The sequence below is a fragment of the Actinomadura kijaniata NBRC 14229 genome (genome assembly GCF_001552175.1).
In the GTDB taxonomy this organism is placed as follows: Bacteria; Actinomycetota; Actinomycetes; order Streptosporangiales; family Streptosporangiaceae; genus Spirillospora; species Spirillospora kijaniata.
Genome location: NZ_BCQR01000119.1, coordinates 23,317 through 38,443, shown reverse-complemented (window position 1 = coordinate 38,443; position 15,127 = coordinate 23,317). Strand labels below are relative to the sequence as shown.

Sequence of the window (15,127 nt, the reverse complement as noted above, 5' to 3'; positions counted from 1 at the left end):
CCGGGACGGGACCGTGCGTCCCGATGACTCCACTGCACCCGGACGAAGTAGCCGGGTGACGCAGTCACCCGGCGCGGTTCCGGCCCTGTGGTCTTTGGTGTCGCTGGTCAGGTTCGCCGTCTGGCCTCGGATCGGTTTCCGACCTGTGCGGTCAGCAACCGTAGGCACGCCTTATGCTTCGCCGGTGGATGCAGCTCTCCTAGAGAGGCCCGTTGAGCTGGATGAACGATTTCCTGCCGGCGTGTTGTGCTCTTCCTGGGCTTGCCAGGTGACTGCTCGTCCAGATCGCACCGATCATGGGATCGTGCTCGATGAACAAGGACAGCGGATCGTGCGCCACGTCGAGGCCAGACTGCTGGGAACCGACCAGCCGGAGCCGGTCATCCAGGCCGCCGGAGCCTGGCTGGCGGTGCATCTGGGACCGGAAGGCTTCACCTGGCTGAGTTCCCGCAAGACCCTGCAGAAAACCGACCACAATCACATCGAACAGATCCACCTCCACAGCCGACGCGGCAACCGCGCCGGTCAGCAGATCATGCTCAGGCTCGTGCTCAACGTCCGCGACCGCGGGCTGGCCCAGTGGCGCCACGATCACCCCCACCAGGCGATCCGCAACGACGGCTACCTCTGCGGACACGGCCTGGACACCCTGCTGGGAACCTGCGGGCTGTTCGACGGCATCGTCGGGCTCACCCACCAAGCCAAGCGCATCCCCCGACTGCAGGACTTCCTGACCAAGCTCCAGCAGGTGGCGCTGCCCTGGTTCGCCAGCACCGCCGACCCCGACCGCCTGCCCGCCGACGTCCCCGATGCCACCCTGCTGGCCTCCGCCGCCGAACTCACTGAATGGCTGGTGTACCGCGGAGCCACCCGGCAGGCCCGCGCACTGGTGGAACGCTGGCTCACCCTGGCCCCGGACAACCCCGCCCACTTTGCCGTCGGCCGCGAACTCGCCCTCAGCGGCGCCGCCCCTGACCACTCTGACCTGTGTCCCGGCATGCCCCAAGCGCTCGGCTGGACCGCCACCGTCTTGAAAGTCGCCTAACCCAGACGGGCACACTTCGTCCTCAAGAAGGCCATCTGACTAGCCCAACATGTTCCTCCAGGAGAGCCGCACCCTTCGCCGTTGGCATACGTGCGCCCCGGCAAGCCCCGAACCATGTGGAAGTACGAACGATCTTGGCTGGATCGCGGCTTTCAGGTAGCTGGGGACCGGTAGCGTCGTGGTGACATGACCTCACCCCCGCCCCGGATCCCCCCGCATCCGCCGAACGTGCACCCAGTGCCCAGCGACGGCCGTCGTCACGTCGGGCCGCTGGAGACGATCGTGCACCGGCATTGGCCGACCGGCACTGTGCCACCCCGAACGCTGATCGCCGCAGTGGATCGCTTGGCCTCGCTGCCTGCGCATCTGACCGGTCGCCTGCTGGAGGGGCTGACGGCCTTCTATATCGGGATGGGCGCGGTGACCGATTACCCGCCGTTCGCTGATCTGACCGGTCAACCTATTGATCCGGCCCGGCCGGAGGGACCGCAGTGGCAGCACATCCCGGCGGGCTACCGGGACCGACAGATCGTGATCGGGTCGGGTAGCCACTCGCTGTCCATCGACGTCACCCTGCACGAGATCTTCCACGCCATGGACGATCTGGACGGCTGGATCTCCAGCTCACCGGACTTTCGTGCCCTGCACTGGTCGTGCTCGCCAGTGCTGGCCGATGACCGGTATGTCCGGCAGCGGGCGGAGTTCTTCGCCGAGGCCGGCGCGGTGGTGACCCTGCGCGCCTGGGATGTTCTGGAGGCCATGTTGAGCGGACACACCCATCGTGCCTACGCTGTACGGAGTTGGTTCAGCCGCGAGTACGGGGTAGGGAGGTGACCATGGCCGCGATCGTGTATCCCGACGGGCACGTGGAGGTCCCGATCACCGCCGTCGGCGACCATCTGGCCGCCGATGGGGTGCAGACGCTGTGGCCCGGTGACAACGGCTACGACCAGGCCGCCGCCGCTGCTCTCCCGGCCGACCAGCACCCGCTGCTGGCCCCTCGCAACCACCGACGCGCCGCCGAGTTGGAGGCGCTGTTCGCCGCCTGGGACGCCAAACAAGCCACTGCCTGAGGCTGGAGCCGTACCTCGGCCCCTCTCAGATGTCGGCCTCTATTCCGGGCTGGCCATCAGGATCCGTGGATGGGGAAGACCCACCAGCATGGCGCGGTACTCGGCCGTTGTGGCCATGGCGCCGTCGACGCGACCACCAGCGACCGCGTGGACCGTATAGGTCGTCCAGCCCTCGGTGTCGGTTTCACGCGTGATCGTCAAGGTCCATGGCCTGGCCGTCGTCGGATCCACCCACTCCACCGTGCGGCGTTCGCGGCCTGCCTCACCGAGGGTCATGGGGCGCTGTCATCGAGCGGTGGCGTTTGGTCGTGGCGCGGACGCAGTGCGCCGGGGGAGTAGGTGACCATCACCGTCTCCGCCTCATCGTCGGTCAGGTCGACCCATTGGAGCAGCGCCGCTTGCTCGGCGGGATACCAGCACAGCACGCGGGCTCGCCTCCAGGCGCCGCGCCATCTCGCCCACGCGGCCTGATGCCGTGGCCGAACGCTCCGCGCGGCCTGCGGCGGGAAGATCTCGAGGAGGTCAGGTGGCATGGACATGACCTACCAATGATCGAACACATATTCGGATGATGTCGAGTCGGGGTGGGGTAAGCCGACGATCGCCCGCACTGTGACTGCCAGCAATACCTGTCACCTGCAGGCGGCATCTGTCACCAGACACTGCTCTGGCGAGGGGTGATGGCAAGGGTTGAAGATCTCTCCACGGACCATGTCATCGACCTCGATCGGGCAGCCGCGGAGATCACCGCGCGTCTCTCCCGCTGGACGACTTCCGCGCTCCGTCCCGGACCAGTCACCTGACAAGATCTCCGCGCTCAACGAGATCCCTGCGGCAGAGCCGTACCTGCTTCGGTCCGGGGCCCGGTAGCCGGTCGATCAGCGACGGTGCGCAGAGATGTCGAAGAGGGGATCCAGCGGTTCGCCCTCGTCGTAGATGACCAGACATGCCTCGGCCGCCGGCCCCCGGGCGAGCTCCACCAAACGGTCCAAGACCATCGCCTCGCAGGGGAGCCTGGCCGGGTCGAGACCCAGCGCCCGGGCCGCACGGTCACGTCGCTGGTCGAGGTCGGGAATGTCCTGCCAGTACTGGTCCGCAGCCGCCCGGATGCCTTCAGCCGACCGACCGGCAGCATCCCGCCACCACGGCGCCACCAGACACAGCCGCACCAACTCCGGCAGCCCGAGCGCGAGCAAGCCGGCCTCGCCGTCGAGGCTGATGTACACCACCGGGCGTTCCTCACCGCCCTCCCCGACGAAACAGAACGCATCCCCCGAGGCCGCCCGCGCGAACTGCTCCAGCCGAGCCCCGGAAGCCAGCAGGACCCCCTCCTGCAGCTCATGGTCGGCCGGGCTGGTCACGTCCAGATCCGCGATTCCGGCGAAGAACGCAACGACATCCTCATCACTGCCCAGCAGGGGCAGCAGAGCTCCCGAGACCTCAGGCCAGGCGGGTACATCAGGGCCGGTCGGCGCGTTCGATCCATCCACCCGGCCACCGTATCCCCACCCACCGACCGCAACCAGACCATGACCTGGGGCCCAGCTCCTCATCGGGACCACAGACCCGGACCGGACCATCCGCTGACATCAAATCCGCGCGATCTTGCTGACATTAGTTCCGCGCGCAACAACCATCCCCACCACCGCCTCACCCGCCTGCACTCACGGTAGAAGCCAATCCGCGTTCAAACAGCCCAGGCACGAATCCCCAGCTCAGCAGGCCCTTAGAGGAGAGCTACACCCAACGCCAGATGCGCAGACCTGCTGGTCCGCTCGCCAAGCTGCAGCCCCGGTCTCAGTCCGCCGGGCCGATTGGTGCGCCGAGTTCCTTACTGATCAGGGCGAGCACTTGGTCGATGCGGGCCAGGTCCGCCGGAGGGCCGTGGTCAGCACGGGCACGGTGACGTTGGCGCCGCTGGCGGCGATGGCGGTGAGCAACTCGCGCCCCTCCGCCGGCACCCCGGTTTGGTCCAGCACGACCGGTGGGATGAGGTACCGGCCGTTGCTCCCCTCATACAGCAGCGCGCTACCTTTCTCCGCTTCGGCGGTGATGCGACGGCACCCGGGTGAACCGGCGCGCGCTCCCCGGCCCCAGGATGGGCAGACCCCGCTGGTGGCGCTCGCGCTGGATCGCCAGCAGCCGCTGCCCGCTGCCGCCCGCCGCGCCGCCGGGCACCAGCCGTCCCGGCACGCGCCGGATCGTCACCGCCGACACCGCCCACCGCTGGTGGTAGCAGCTATAGGGGTGGGGCATGCGCAGGTCGGCTCCCAGCAGCGCCATCAGCACGTCCTCAACCTGTTCGGTGCGGTCGCGCAACACCGCCGGGTCCTCCTCGTGAAACACCTCCTCGCGCACCTGCACCTGAACCTGGCCGTCCTGCTCGCTGACGGCGACGGTGGTGGTCAGGCCGAACTGTTCCAGCGCCTTGATGGTCTGGGTCACCAGCGCGCGGTCCCGCTGGTATTCGGCCTGCGCCCAGGCCCGCGTCCACACCTGGCCCGAGGCCGGGTCCTGCTCGATGTCGATCACTGCTTTACTCCCCTGGTTGGTGCTGTGGCGGCAGGATGCACCGGCGCGGGGGTTAGTGTCGCGGGCTGACCCGGCGGCGCCCCGAGGGGCACGGTTCGGCCCTGGCGGCCGCAGACGCGGACGGCGGGACCGCCCAGGTCACCGCGGGATGGTGAGCGCGGGGTGGGTGAGGATCCAGGCGTAGACCGCCTCGTGCAGTTCCGGGGCCCACAGGGGCCGGTCGTAGCGGGAGGTCATCGTCCCGGCGTGCCCCAGCAGCCGGCCGACGCGGGCGTCGTCGACGCCGGCGGCGCGGGCGGCGGTGGTGATCCCGGCGCGCAGCGAGTGCGCGGCCAGCTGGGCGACGACCTCGGGCGGCTGCCTGGCGTCGGTGGCGGCGTCCTTGACGACCTGGGCGACGTAGCGCTCGGCCAGGGCGGTGGTGCGGACGTTGCCGCCGCTGGTGATGCCCGACAGCAGCGGCGGGGCCTGCGCGCCGGTGCGGGGGCGGCGGCCCTGGCGCAGGTGGGCGCGGCGGCCGGTGGCCTGCAGCCAGGCCAGCGTGGCGCGGACCGGGCACAGCCAGGCCAGCTCGGGCGGGGCGTAGGGGATGTCGATGGTGCGGCCGGCGCCTTCCTGGTCGGTCTTGCTGCGGCCCAGGTGCAGGCGCAGGCCCTGTTCCAGCAGTTCCAGGTCGTCGACGCGGATGCGGGTGAACTCCTGGCGGCGGACCCCGGCGAAGAATCCCAGCAGCAGCAGGCACCGGTCGCGCAGCGCGCTCAGCCAGGCGCGGCGGACTGCGGCGCGGGCGACCTGGTGCGGGGCCGCAGGGACCGGGCGGGCGCGGGCCATCGCGATCAGCAGGGCGATGGAGACGGCGTCCTTGCCGGTGCTGTGAACCCCGTGGGTGCGGCACAGACCGCGGCGCACGCGTTTGATCCAGGGGTGGTCGGTGGGGGTGGGTAGCCCGGCGTCGGCGTGGAAGTGGCGGATGGCGGCGATGCGCTGATCCACCGTGGACATCGCGACCCCCGCGCGGCCGAGCTCGGCCAGGTACAGCGCCACCACCTCCACCTCACTGGCCCGCTCGGGCACCCCGACCTGCAGGCCGAACCGCGCGCAGAAACCACAGAACTCCTGCCAGCCGTGCCGGTACTTGTCACCGGTGGAGGGCGCGTGCGCGGCCGCCAGGTACCCGGCGACATCGGCAGCCAGGGCGGCCAGGTAGGCGGCGCTGCCACCGTCGGGTGGGGCGTGGTCGTGCAGGTAGGCGGTGAGGTTCGGTGGCGTGTCGGAGGAGGTGCGGGGCGCGGGCAGGAGCTGTCCGTGCAACGTCGGCGTCTGGTGCGTGCCGGGGTTGGAGGTCATGGTGGTGTGGTCTCCTAGGGGGCGGACTGCCTGCGGCGCATCCCGCCCCCGGCCAGGTAGAGGGGCATCATGCTGGCGAAGTCGCCACCGCCGGTCACGATGCTCTGGGCAGGGGCATTCCGGCGCCGGAGGCGAGGAACCCGTCGGTGACGGCGATGTTGAGCGCTCCCGAGATGGCCGCCAGCAGGCCGAGAAGCTGCGGGAGGGTCACTAGTCCTTTGTCTGGATGCGGGCGACGTCCTGGCGGGCCCATTCCACGATGGTGGGCCAGGCCAGCTGCAGCGGCGTGGGGGTGGTGGTGAGGGCGGTGGCCAGGCGGCTGCCTTCGGGTGCCCGGTAGTCCACCCACTGCGGTTCGTCCAGCGCGGCGCGCATCAGGGCGTCGTAGAGATAGGCCGGTCCGGTCCCGTCGTAGCCCCAGGTGAAACCGGTGATGGGAGGCATGTGGGGCGGGATGGGCAGCAGCTGGGCGCGCCAGCCTGCGGGAGTGCGGGTGAGCGCCAGCGGCGGCCCACAGGTGTTGCCCTGGCCGTGGTCTCCGGCGATGACGGTGTGCTCGTTCCAGCCGTCGGGCAGGCCGGTGGGCCACTCAGCCAAAAAGTCGCGGCCGCCGGTCGGGGAGGGCAGCAGCACCACCAGGCGCCCGTCGGCGTCGGTGAACAGCTCGCCGTCCTGGGCGCGGCCGTAGGTGGCCAGCAGCCGTGCCCCGCGACGGGTCTTCCACACCTGGTCGGGATCGGGATGGGCGGTGAGGGTCTCCAGCCAGATGTCACCGGCGTTGCCCCCCGGCAGCGTGCCGTGCTCCACCTGGACGCTGTCGGCGGCCAGGACCGGGTCGAACCCTTCGGCGGCGATGGTCAGCAGCCGGACCGCATGTTCCAGTGCATCGCCTTCGGGCGCGATGGCCGGGTCGGCTGGCAACTGCGGTTCGGTGGCGCGCAAGTCCCGCAGCTCGGCACAGATCTGATCGCCGGGCAGCTGGGTCACCGGCGGCAGCGCTGTGACCTTCGGGGCTTCGTGTCGTCCGATCATCAGCAGTCTTCGTCGTTTCCGGACCGCGATTACGGCTGTGGACGACGGAGCGAAAGCAGGGGCCGAATCCGTGCTCGCACTGCCTATAGCTCGTTGAGCTGGGAAAACTCTGTTCTGCAGACCAGACAGAGTACATATTCTGTCCGGTCGAGGCCCGGCGCGGGGCGACAAGGACCGTTGATGATCGGACGACACGAAGCCCCGAAGGTCACATCGTCATGGTCCGATCGAACAGGCTCGTCGCCCGGCACGAGGGACGGACGGCGGAACCTCCCGACATGAGGCGACCCGGTGACCCGGTTACGTACCCAGAGTTCCTGCGCCGCATGTCGCCTGCAGTCGTCGCCGCTCTGGCCGCCAGAGCGGCACAGCTACCTAGTTGGGCTACCGCTGGCGGCCGATGCGCTGGGTGATCTCGTCGACGACCGGGCCCCAGTGACCCCAGACGTCGTGGATCAAGCGCTGCCCGTCGATCGCCTTGCCGCTGAAGCGATAGGGCTCGTGCTCTGTACGCAGGTAGATCATCTGTCCGTCCAGCCGGGCGATGCCGCGCTCCAGCAGCACCTGGACGGCGGCCTGGAAGTCGGTGCCCTTGAGGCCCTGGCGTCCGTGCAGCTTCTTGATGAAGGCCCCGCGCTCACCCTGGTGCCCATGCGTACGGGTGAGGTTCATGAACATGTTCATGAAACGGACCGCGCGGTCGTTGGCATTGACCTTGTCGGGGAGCTCCAAGGGCGCCTGGTAAGCGACCCAGGGATAGTTCAGGGATGGACTGTCCTGGGGGACCCGTAGCTCGAAGGTTCCCTTCCGCGGCTCCCTGGTGATCATGTGCGGCAGGTGGAGACCGGGGTTCACCACCTCGATCGTCACCATGCCGTCGCTTTCGCCGCTGTCGGCGGCCGGTCCCACGCGGTGGGCGAACTCGACCGCGGGTCCCTCGATGGTCAGGGCGTTGCAGTGGAGGAAGACGTCGGGCCCCAGCACGACCGGGGTCTGGCCCGCAGGGATCTTCAGGGTCGCCGTGGTCGCGACGGTCAGACCCTCCACCGGGCCATGCAGGTGCAGGACCTGTGCATTCTCGGGGATCAGCGTGAAGGTCTTCTCATAGGGCGCCTCGGCCTTCTGCAGGTTCATGGTGACCTCGTAGTAGCCATCGCTGGTCTCGATGGCGGTCACCGTGGCCAGCGCTCCGCTGAACTCACCGGCGGTGAGCGAGGCGTGCAGGGCCGCAAATCCCCAGTCGTCGATCCATGGCTCCGCCTGGAGGGCGACCAAGTCGAACAACAGGCTGGAGTCGTTGCCGATCTCGATCAAGCGACGGCCGTTGATGACCGTCCCGAACAACTGCGCGGCGGTGTAGGCGGCAAAGACCGTGCTCGCCCAGTGGGCCTCGTTGCGGAAGGGGTGGTCGGCCACAAAGGAGCGGATCTTCTCGATGTAGTCGTGGCGGACCTTGGGGTCGGCGATGTGCGACAGGTCGGGCGCCGGCCCGCCCTCCAGGTCGTGGCACAGCCACTGCAGCTGTTCTTTGGGGGAGTAGACCGCAGCCGGGTCCAGGCCGATCTCGGTGGCCAGCTTGGCCATCTTCTTCTGGTCGCGCTTGAGTAGGTCGTCCAGGATGCGCTGCAGTTCGGCGAGGTGGTCGGTGGTCTGGTTAGAGGAGCCGAAGTTCTGGGCGAGGGCGTAGTGGTTGTCCTCACGCAGCAGGACCGCCGCCACCGCGTCCAGGACCGGGGGATACCCGGCGAAGGTCTCGGCGTCCTGGCCGGACACCGACCCGGCCACCGAGGTCAAGACCGCATCGCGGGCCGCCTGGTAGTACCCGCCCTCCAGCGTGGCGGGACCCGACCGCCGGCTCACCACGCCATCGACATAGGCGCAGCGTTCCTGTGGCCCGAAGTGGGAGATCTCCAGCCAGGCGACATCGACGCCTGCATCCCCCAGGTGGACCCAGACTTCCTCCAAGGTCCGCTCCCGGCCCAACAGCACGAACCGGCAGCCCTGCCGTTGAGCGGCAGCGATCGACTCCAGGAAATCTGCCCATGAGGTCCCCGACACCCAAGCCCGGGCTTCGTCCAACGAGTCGATCAGGATCATCGGGTTGGGTTGCTGCGCCAGTGCGCTCAGCCCGTCCGCCACGCCCAGGTACAGGCCAAGGAGATAGGGCAGTGACGTCCCGCTGACCGCCCGGTCCTGCTCCAGCTTCCACAGCGGCGCCCCCAACCTGCGCGACAGTTCCTCGGCCGCTCGGCTTTTGCCGGCCGCGCCGCGTGCGGAGACCAAGACCACCGGCGCCTCAAGCTCCTGGAACTCCTCCCGCAGCACCAGGGTTGGAGGGACGAACAGGGACCCATCACCAGCGACCTGAAACGCGATCTGTTGGGTCCCGGGAAAACCCGCCGGCCCCAGCGCAGCGACAAGGTCAGGGAACGAAAGCCGCATATCCATCGGGCAATTCCATCGACTCGCCCACCGGGAAGCAAGCAGATCGGGAATTTGAGCCTTCTGCCGGTGGAGTGCGTCCAAGGGGTTCGACGCGCTGCCCCGAGGTAGGGCCACAGTGAAGGAGGCTGGACACATGAGCGACCCCCTAGATCAGGCTCTGCGCGCGCTGGAGGCGGCCGGCGCCAGGCCGCGGTGTGAGGAGTGCGATACCGGGCTCGGCAACGGCACGTGCCGGGCCTGTGTAGGCCACCGCCTGATGAGCAGGGCCGGAACGCCCCACCCCTTGGGTGGGACGGCGGAGGTCATCGTGCAGGTGGCCTCCTACTTCCTGGCCACAGGACTCGGAGGCATCATCGGCAACCGCGCTGACGCAGGCGCGGTCGCGTTGTTCAAAACCGTGCATCAGCGCTGGCGAACCCGGACCTCACAGGAGCCAGAGGAACCGGACCGGCAGCCCCTGACCAGGGAAGAGGCCATCGACCTGGCCAAGGCTGCCGCCCAGATGTATGGATACTCTCCCGAGGATATGCACCCTGAGAAAATCCTCTATGGCCCCGAGGACGGAAGCTGGTTCATCACCCTGCGCGCTATGACGCTCAACGGCCGTTGCTCGCGCCAGGTGGGGGTTCGCGTTCCCTCCGGTGATCCGCTCAGGGCGGTCGTTTACCTCCAGATACCAGCCCGCCGTCGCAACCACCGCTGGTGATCGTCGGGTTAGAGTCCACACGCTGGTGCGCAAGCTCGCCAAGGGCGGCTGATGAGCCGGTGGGGCTACACGTGATGCGTAACGTGCTGAACGCCCTGGCGCTGCCTGACCGGCCATCCCTCCTGACCAGGATCGGGTGGGTTACCGTCACGCTATGAGCGGCCAGCCCTCGCCTGTTTCGGTGACGGAGTCGGTCCGGTGCCGCTGCGGAAGGTGGTTCATCCCGCGGCGATCCACGGCCCGGTGGTGTTCGGGAGCATGCCGAACGGCGGCATGGCGCCAGCGGCAGCGGCACCGAGTCGGGCCGCCGGAGGCCGAGCGGCTGGAGCGCACCGATGCCGCGCGCCGGGCCCTGTACGAGCGCGCCCGACGGCTGGCGATGGCCGCCGCCGAGCTGGCCAAGGCCCTGGAGAGCGGCTGGGCGCCGTTCCTGGACCAGGACCCGGCCGTCCCGCCGGCCGGACACACCTTCACCGCCGCGCCCTTCCATCAGGCCACCCGGGACCTGGTCGAGTTCGCGGTCCTGGCCGATCGCGCCGACGGGGTCGCCTGGGCCGACATCGGCGCCGCGCTGGGCCTCAGCGGTGACGCCGTCCGCCGCCGCTACCGGTGGCTGGTCCTGCACGATCGCACCGGCCAGAGCCCCGACATCGCCGCCGCCGACCGCGGGCGCGAGGGTCAGGTGTAGATTAGGCCTCGGTAGCGCCAGACCAGGGCGGAAGCGGGCGCGGGATCGGGCTCATACACCGCGCGCGGGACACATCCGGCAGGGGTGTCGTCGGGCCAGCCGCCAGCCAGCATCATCCAGGTGCCGAGCTGCTCGCGCGGACCGGCCAGGTCTGCGGCCGCGGCCAGGGCTTGACGGTGGCCGTCCCAGGGACCGCCCACCAGCTCCACCATCACCGGCTCGTCGGAGTGAGCTGGTGGGTGCGGCGCGTCATCGGTCATGCTCTAACACTGGCATGACAGCGCTTCGAGGCCGCGCTGGCCTACTGGGCGCCGTCCACCTGCCCGTAGTGACGCGCCGCCAGGCGCGGGTAATACTGGAACGCGAGCTCCCGAGTCGCGATCTTTCCGGGCGATCCGGTCAGATCGCGAGGCTCGCTCGACCCGAACTGCGGCATCTCACACGAGCCGGTCTTCTCCTCATAGACAGAAAAGACCTGGTAGTTGAGGGTCTCTGCCGCGCCATACGTGAGATCGGTCCAACGATCCGCAAGGTCGACCAAGGAGTCCGGTTCACCCGCGACGGCCAACAGAGCCGAACGTCCCTGAGCGACCAACCACGCCCTGAAGTCTCCGAACAAGTCATCACCGCAGCCGCCCAGCATCAGCGCAGCCGCGTCCCAGACGCCCCAGTCGAACGCGACATCATCAGCCGCATCCCAATACGTTCCGAAGGCCACGAGTTCCTCGACGCTCATCTGCGCGAGCCGCTCGTGCTGCAAACGCACCTGCTCAACGAAGTCGCCGCCACTCGCTGCGCGACACCCATCGATGATCTCCCAGAATTCATCCTCAGTCACGCACGCAGAGTAACAATCGTCAGCAAAGTGCCCACGTGGGTAAGCGGAGTTGGTCAACCGGCCTTGGTGCAGATAAGCCCGGCCGCGCCCTGACCCGCGCCGAAAAGCACGCACTGCTCTGGCAGCCGGTACCGCCCATCGTCTATGACGGCCGCACCGAGGTCGCCCGCCAGGCCACCACCCCCAGCCCCGCATGGTCGTTCTTGGTGGACCACATCGGTGCCTGGCGGCCACGCCGGTGAACAGGACACCGACGGCGAGCACCAGCGCGCCACGGTGGTCGACCGACCGCGGTGTTCTAGCGCCTCAGCTCATTCATGATCGCTTCCAGGCGTCGCTCCCGCCACCAGCCGGGCCCCTGGTCGAACACGGCCTTGGGGGTCCACTCGGTCTGGCACGGCACGCATTCCAGCACCGTGAACTCCACCGTGGTTCCCGCCCGGTCGGCGGTGATGGTACGGCTGTCGATGGGGCGGTCGCAGTCGGGGCAAAAGCCCTCCGACAGCATCGCCTCGGCCCGCACCCAGTACCCGGGGTCGAACTGCTCCTGGAACACCATCGGCGGCGGGTCAGGCGGTGCGGCGGGTGCCGGTGACGCGCGCGCGCAGCCGCGCGGTCAGCGCTTCATCGCCGGGGCGCGGGGCGGCCAGGGCATCCAGGTCCAGGGCGTCGGCGCGCAGCCGCTCATAGTCGGGGTGGTCAGCGGGCACAGGGACGGCGGCGCCGCAGCCGGCGTCGGCCACCAGCAGCAACCGGCCCTCGCGGATCACCGTCTGGCTCATGGTCACACCTCCAGCCCGTAGTGCCTCACAGAGTAACTGACCACCGCGGTGACCGGCTCGTGCCCGTTCAAGGTGCGGTGCAACCAGCACGCCGGTTCGGCTCTACCTGAACCCGCTCCCGGCGTCCGTGTAACCAGCCACCGCCCCAAGCCGTGAGATTGCCATGCGGCCACAGCCGCTCCGGGTGTGGCCGCATGGGTTCGACGCCGAGGAGTTACCCGGTGCCTTTGAGGCGGAATCCGTAGAGGTTGCCTGCCTGCTCAACCAGCGCGTACTTGTTGTCGGTGATGGTGATTGCGGCCAGCGGCAGGTTCTCGGCCAGGACCTTGCTCGTACGGTCGTCAAGGACGAGGAAATTCGCGATCCGGTCGGGGGAGCCCTGGCCGGGCACGGTCGCTGCGGGTTGGACCTCCATGTAGGCCACGCCTGCGCCAGCGGCTTGGGTTGTCATCGTGCGCATGTTGGGGCCGTCCTGGCGCCACCGGAGTTTCCCGGTGTCGGCGTCGAGGATGACGGTTCCCTTGGATCCGCTGCGGATGATGGCGTGGCTGTCGGGGTCGTAGGCCCAGGGGTCGTCCTGGTCGAGGCCGTTCAGCGAGTGGGGTTCCCCCATGATCTCGACTTGGGAGACGTCACTGCGGCGCTGGCCGGTGCTGGGGTCGATCTGCTGGATGCGCGTCCCGTTGGCGATCAGCAGGTTGGGACCGAATGTTCCCAGGTAGCGGGCCTTGGGCTCGCGCCAGAGCGTCTTGCCGCCCTGAGTGAGGTCGATCCCTCGCAGCCCTTCGCTGAGGATGCCTCCGTTCACCATCACGGCCTTGTCGCCGACCACGTCGTAGAGGTTGTCGTTGATGTAGCTGGAGGTCACCCGGACCTGGGCGCCGCCGCCGACCGGCTGGAACACGGTGACTCCATCGGCACCGCGGTTGGGGGTTCCCTGGGTGAGGGTGTGTGAGATCGCGTACCCGCTGTCGAAGGGTCCCTTCTCGGTCCGTTTGGTGCCGGCGTCGTGGCCGGTGCCCGAGGTGGGGGTTCGCCAGATCTGCTTGCCGGTGTCGTCGAGTACCAGGTCGGTCACCTGGTCGTGTTCGGCCTGGGTGCCAGCGGCCGCCACCTGCTCGTTGAAGCGCACCACCACCACGGGCCGTCCCTGCACGGTGTCGCGCAGCAGACGCACCGGTTGCCCGCTCAGATACGGCTGGTCGGCCACCGTCAACGCATGCCGCTGCAAGGGCTTGCCGGTGCTGGCCTCCAGCACCGTGACCTGATAGCCCTGCTGGCCGGTCACCATCGCCACCGCAGCGCCGTACCCGACAAGGGCGATCACACCAGGGCTTGGGGTTCCCCATGTCGGCTTGGCCTCCAGCCCCGGCAGCGCGGGGCCGGTGTAAGGCACGCCGGCGCTGCGGGCCCGTTCTGACGGCTGCCGCTGAGGCGTCTCACTTCCGCACGCCGTTGCCAGCAGGGCGACGGCCAGCAGGGGAGCGGCGAGACGAGTCTTGTGAAACATGATCGCCTTTCGGGGGGAATGACAACATGTCAAGATCGGCAAACGGGACCTTATCGCGATTGATCAATTTCACCGGGGCTCAGACTGCGAGCTGGTGAACGGGAAGGCCCTGACCGCCTCATCTGCCCCGGCAGGACGTCGCCGAGCGGGCTGTGAGGCGGGTGGTGTCACAGGGCGCGGTAGTAGCCGGTGTCCTGTCCCGGACGGCCCCGGCCCTCCCAGCGGATCAGGCAGCGGGTGTGCAGCTGGTCGAAGGCGGCAGCGACGGTGCGCTTGTTGGCGGTGGGGTCGGCGCGGGTGGCCTCATTGATCACCTGGGCGCGACTGCGGCAGTGGTGATCCTGCAGAGTCCGTAGGACCAGCAGCTCGACAGGGGTGAAAGCGGACATGCCAGGCTCCCTTCTGCCGGAGGGAGCGGCCGCCTCGGTCGGCGGCTCGGGCTGGGAGCTCCGTTCCGGCGGACAGGAATTCCTGAGGTCGCGGTGGGGTGCGCCTGCTGGCGCTGTGGAGGGGGCGACGGCGTCAGGCACAGAGTGGCCGTGCAGCATCGCCACCACCTCGCGCAGAGTGTCGGCCGGCTGGATCGTGGCGCCGGGAACAAGCTGCACTTCAGCGGAGTTGGCACGCGGCACCACGACCGTGCGGTGGCCAGCTGCAACAGCGGCGCGCACCGCAGGCAGTGCTCCTCGCACGGCATGCAGGGCGCCGTCCAGGCCAAGCTCGCCGACAAAGACACGCCCAGCGCACGCGTCCGGCGGGACGACCTCCATCGCCGCCAGTACCGAGACCGCGATGGCCAGATCCAGGCTCGTTCCCTGCTTGGGCAGGCTACCCGGGGCGAGCGTGACGGTGATGTGCCGGTTGGGCAGGGGGAGCCCGCTGTTGTACATGCCAGCACGTACCCGGTCGCGGATCTCCCGAGTCCTACGGTCAGCTAGTCCAACCAGGTAGAGGCCAGGAGTCCCGTTGGTGATGGCGGACTCAACGTCGAGAACGAATCCCTCAGTCCCCACCAGGGCGAGGGTGTGTGTTCGGGCGATGGCCATGGAAACTCCACAGGCCGGGGGCGCTGATCACGGATAGATCGGCTGGGGGTACCGCCCGGCGCAAAGGCGCCAGGGCACGGACA

At 68.9% G+C, this 15,127-nt stretch carries 19 protein-coding genes; 5 read left to right on the top strand and 14 right to left on the bottom strand.

The window, feature by feature from the left end; genetic code table 11:
• The first annotated feature begins 304 nt into the window (after positions 1 to 304).
• The 3 genes from AKI01S_RS32070 to AKI01S_RS32060 all read left to right on the top strand — a co-directional run bounded on the left by AKI01S_RS32070 (position 305) and on the right by AKI01S_RS32060 (position 2,118).
• Positions 305 to 1,045 carry a hypothetical protein gene (locus tag AKI01S_RS32070; RefSeq protein ID WP_157420299.1) on the top strand — a complete coding sequence of 247 codons (741 nt, stop codon included), beginning with the start codon at positions 305 to 307 and terminating at the stop codon, positions 1,043 to 1,045.
• A gap of 237 nt (positions 1,046 to 1,282) precedes the next feature.
• Positions 1,283 to 1,879 (top strand): hypothetical protein, encoded by a 597-nt coding sequence (locus tag AKI01S_RS32065; RefSeq protein ID WP_157420298.1) that lies wholly within the window; start codon positions 1,283 to 1,285, stop codon positions 1,877 to 1,879.
• 2 nt (positions 1,880 to 1,881) lie between these two features.
• Positions 1,882 to 2,118 carry a hypothetical protein gene (locus AKI01S_RS32060; RefSeq protein WP_067826092.1) on the top strand — a complete coding sequence of 79 codons (237 nt, stop codon included), beginning with the start codon at positions 1,882 to 1,884 and terminating at the stop codon, positions 2,116 to 2,118.
• A 39-nt stretch (positions 2,119 to 2,157) separates the two neighbouring features.
• Here AKI01S_RS32060 and AKI01S_RS32055 read toward each other — a convergent pair whose 3' ends face one another.
• The 8 genes from AKI01S_RS32055 to AKI01S_RS32030 form a co-directional block, all read right to left on the bottom strand.
• Entirely contained in the window at positions 2,158 to 2,394 is a 237-nt protein-coding gene (locus AKI01S_RS32055) for a hypothetical protein (RefSeq protein ID WP_067826090.1), read from the bottom strand.
• Entirely contained in the window at positions 2,391 to 2,543 is a 153-nt protein-coding gene (locus AKI01S_RS51055; RefSeq protein ID WP_157420297.1) for a hypothetical protein, read from the bottom strand. Before AKI01S_RS51055 ends, AKI01S_RS32055 begins: the two co-directional genes overlap by 4 nt.
• A 453-nt stretch (positions 2,544 to 2,996) precedes the next feature.
• Positions 2,997 to 3,608: a hypothetical protein gene (locus AKI01S_RS32050; protein WP_218009898.1), complete on the bottom strand. Its 612-nt coding sequence runs from the start codon at positions 3,606 to 3,608 to the stop codon at positions 2,997 to 2,999.
• A 348-nt stretch (positions 3,609 to 3,956) separates the two neighbouring features.
• Positions 3,957 to 4,097: a hypothetical protein gene (locus tag AKI01S_RS51050; protein ID WP_157420296.1), complete on the bottom strand. Its 141-nt coding sequence runs from the start codon at positions 4,095 to 4,097 to the stop codon at positions 3,957 to 3,959.
• Between the two features lie 49 nt (positions 4,098 to 4,146).
• A complete protein-coding gene (locus tag AKI01S_RS32045) occupies positions 4,147 to 4,650 on the bottom strand; it encodes a hypothetical protein (protein ID WP_067826088.1) in 504 nt (167 codons plus the stop codon).
• Positions 4,651 to 4,788: 138 nt separating this feature from the next.
• The gene (locus tag AKI01S_RS32040) at positions 4,789 to 5,997 is read right to left on the bottom strand and encodes a site-specific integrase (protein WP_067826086.1); all 1,209 of its coding nucleotides are present in this window, start codon (positions 5,995 to 5,997) and stop codon (positions 4,789 to 4,791) included.
• A 210-nt stretch (positions 5,998 to 6,207) separates the two neighbouring features.
• Complete coding sequence (locus AKI01S_RS32035) at positions 6,208 to 7,029, bottom strand: hypothetical protein (protein WP_067826084.1); 822 nt, start codon at positions 7,027 to 7,029, stop codon at positions 6,208 to 6,210.
• A gap of 384 nt (positions 7,030 to 7,413) precedes the next feature.
• Complete coding sequence (locus AKI01S_RS32030) at positions 7,414 to 9,477, bottom strand: hypothetical protein (RefSeq protein WP_067826082.1); 2,064 nt, start codon at positions 9,475 to 9,477, stop codon at positions 7,414 to 7,416.
• 130 nt (positions 9,478 to 9,607) lie between these two features.
• Between AKI01S_RS32030 and AKI01S_RS32025 the strand changes: the two genes are divergently transcribed.
• Together AKI01S_RS32025 and AKI01S_RS32020 are read left to right on the top strand one after the other, a co-directional pair.
• Positions 9,608 to 10,180, top strand: coding sequence for a hypothetical protein (locus tag AKI01S_RS32025; RefSeq protein WP_067826080.1), 573 nt, complete (start codon positions 9,608 to 9,610; stop codon positions 10,178 to 10,180).
• A 379-nt stretch (positions 10,181 to 10,559) separates the two neighbouring features.
• Positions 10,560 to 10,868 carry a hypothetical protein gene (locus AKI01S_RS32020; protein WP_067826078.1) on the top strand — a complete coding sequence of 103 codons (309 nt, stop codon included), beginning with the start codon at positions 10,560 to 10,562 and terminating at the stop codon, positions 10,866 to 10,868.
• Here AKI01S_RS32020 and AKI01S_RS32015 read toward each other — a convergent pair.
• The 6 genes from AKI01S_RS32015 to AKI01S_RS31990 all read right to left on the bottom strand — a co-directional run bounded on the left by AKI01S_RS32015 (position 10,859) and on the right by AKI01S_RS31990 (position 15,044).
• Positions 10,859 to 11,128, bottom strand: coding sequence for a hypothetical protein (locus tag AKI01S_RS32015; protein ID WP_157420295.1), 270 nt, complete (start codon positions 11,126 to 11,128; stop codon positions 10,859 to 10,861). The two genes, AKI01S_RS32020 and AKI01S_RS32015, sit on opposite strands and share 10 nt — an antisense overlap.
• A gap of 41 nt (positions 11,129 to 11,169) precedes the next feature.
• The gene (locus AKI01S_RS32010; protein WP_067826074.1) at positions 11,170 to 11,706 is read right to left on the bottom strand and encodes a DUF4240 domain-containing protein; all 537 of its coding nucleotides are present in this window, start codon (positions 11,704 to 11,706) and stop codon (positions 11,170 to 11,172) included.
• A gap of 298 nt (positions 11,707 to 12,004) precedes the next feature.
• Positions 12,005 to 12,265 (bottom strand): hypothetical protein, encoded by a 261-nt coding sequence (locus tag AKI01S_RS32005; RefSeq protein ID WP_067826072.1) that lies wholly within the window; start codon positions 12,263 to 12,265, stop codon positions 12,005 to 12,007.
• 10 nt (positions 12,266 to 12,275) lie between these two features.
• Complete coding sequence (locus AKI01S_RS32000; RefSeq protein WP_067826071.1) at positions 12,276 to 12,488, bottom strand: hypothetical protein; 213 nt, start codon at positions 12,486 to 12,488, stop codon at positions 12,276 to 12,278.
• Between the two features lie 214 nt (positions 12,489 to 12,702).
• A complete protein-coding gene (locus tag AKI01S_RS31995) occupies positions 12,703 to 13,998 on the bottom strand; it encodes a hypothetical protein (RefSeq protein WP_157420294.1) in 1,296 nt (431 codons plus the stop codon).
• 167 nt (positions 13,999 to 14,165) lie between these two features.
• Positions 14,166 to 15,044 carry a magnesium chelatase domain-containing protein gene (locus AKI01S_RS31990; RefSeq protein ID WP_067826067.1) on the bottom strand — a complete coding sequence of 293 codons (879 nt, stop codon included), beginning with the start codon at positions 15,042 to 15,044 and terminating at the stop codon, positions 14,166 to 14,168.
• Between the last annotated feature and the right edge of the window lie 83 nt (positions 15,045 to 15,127).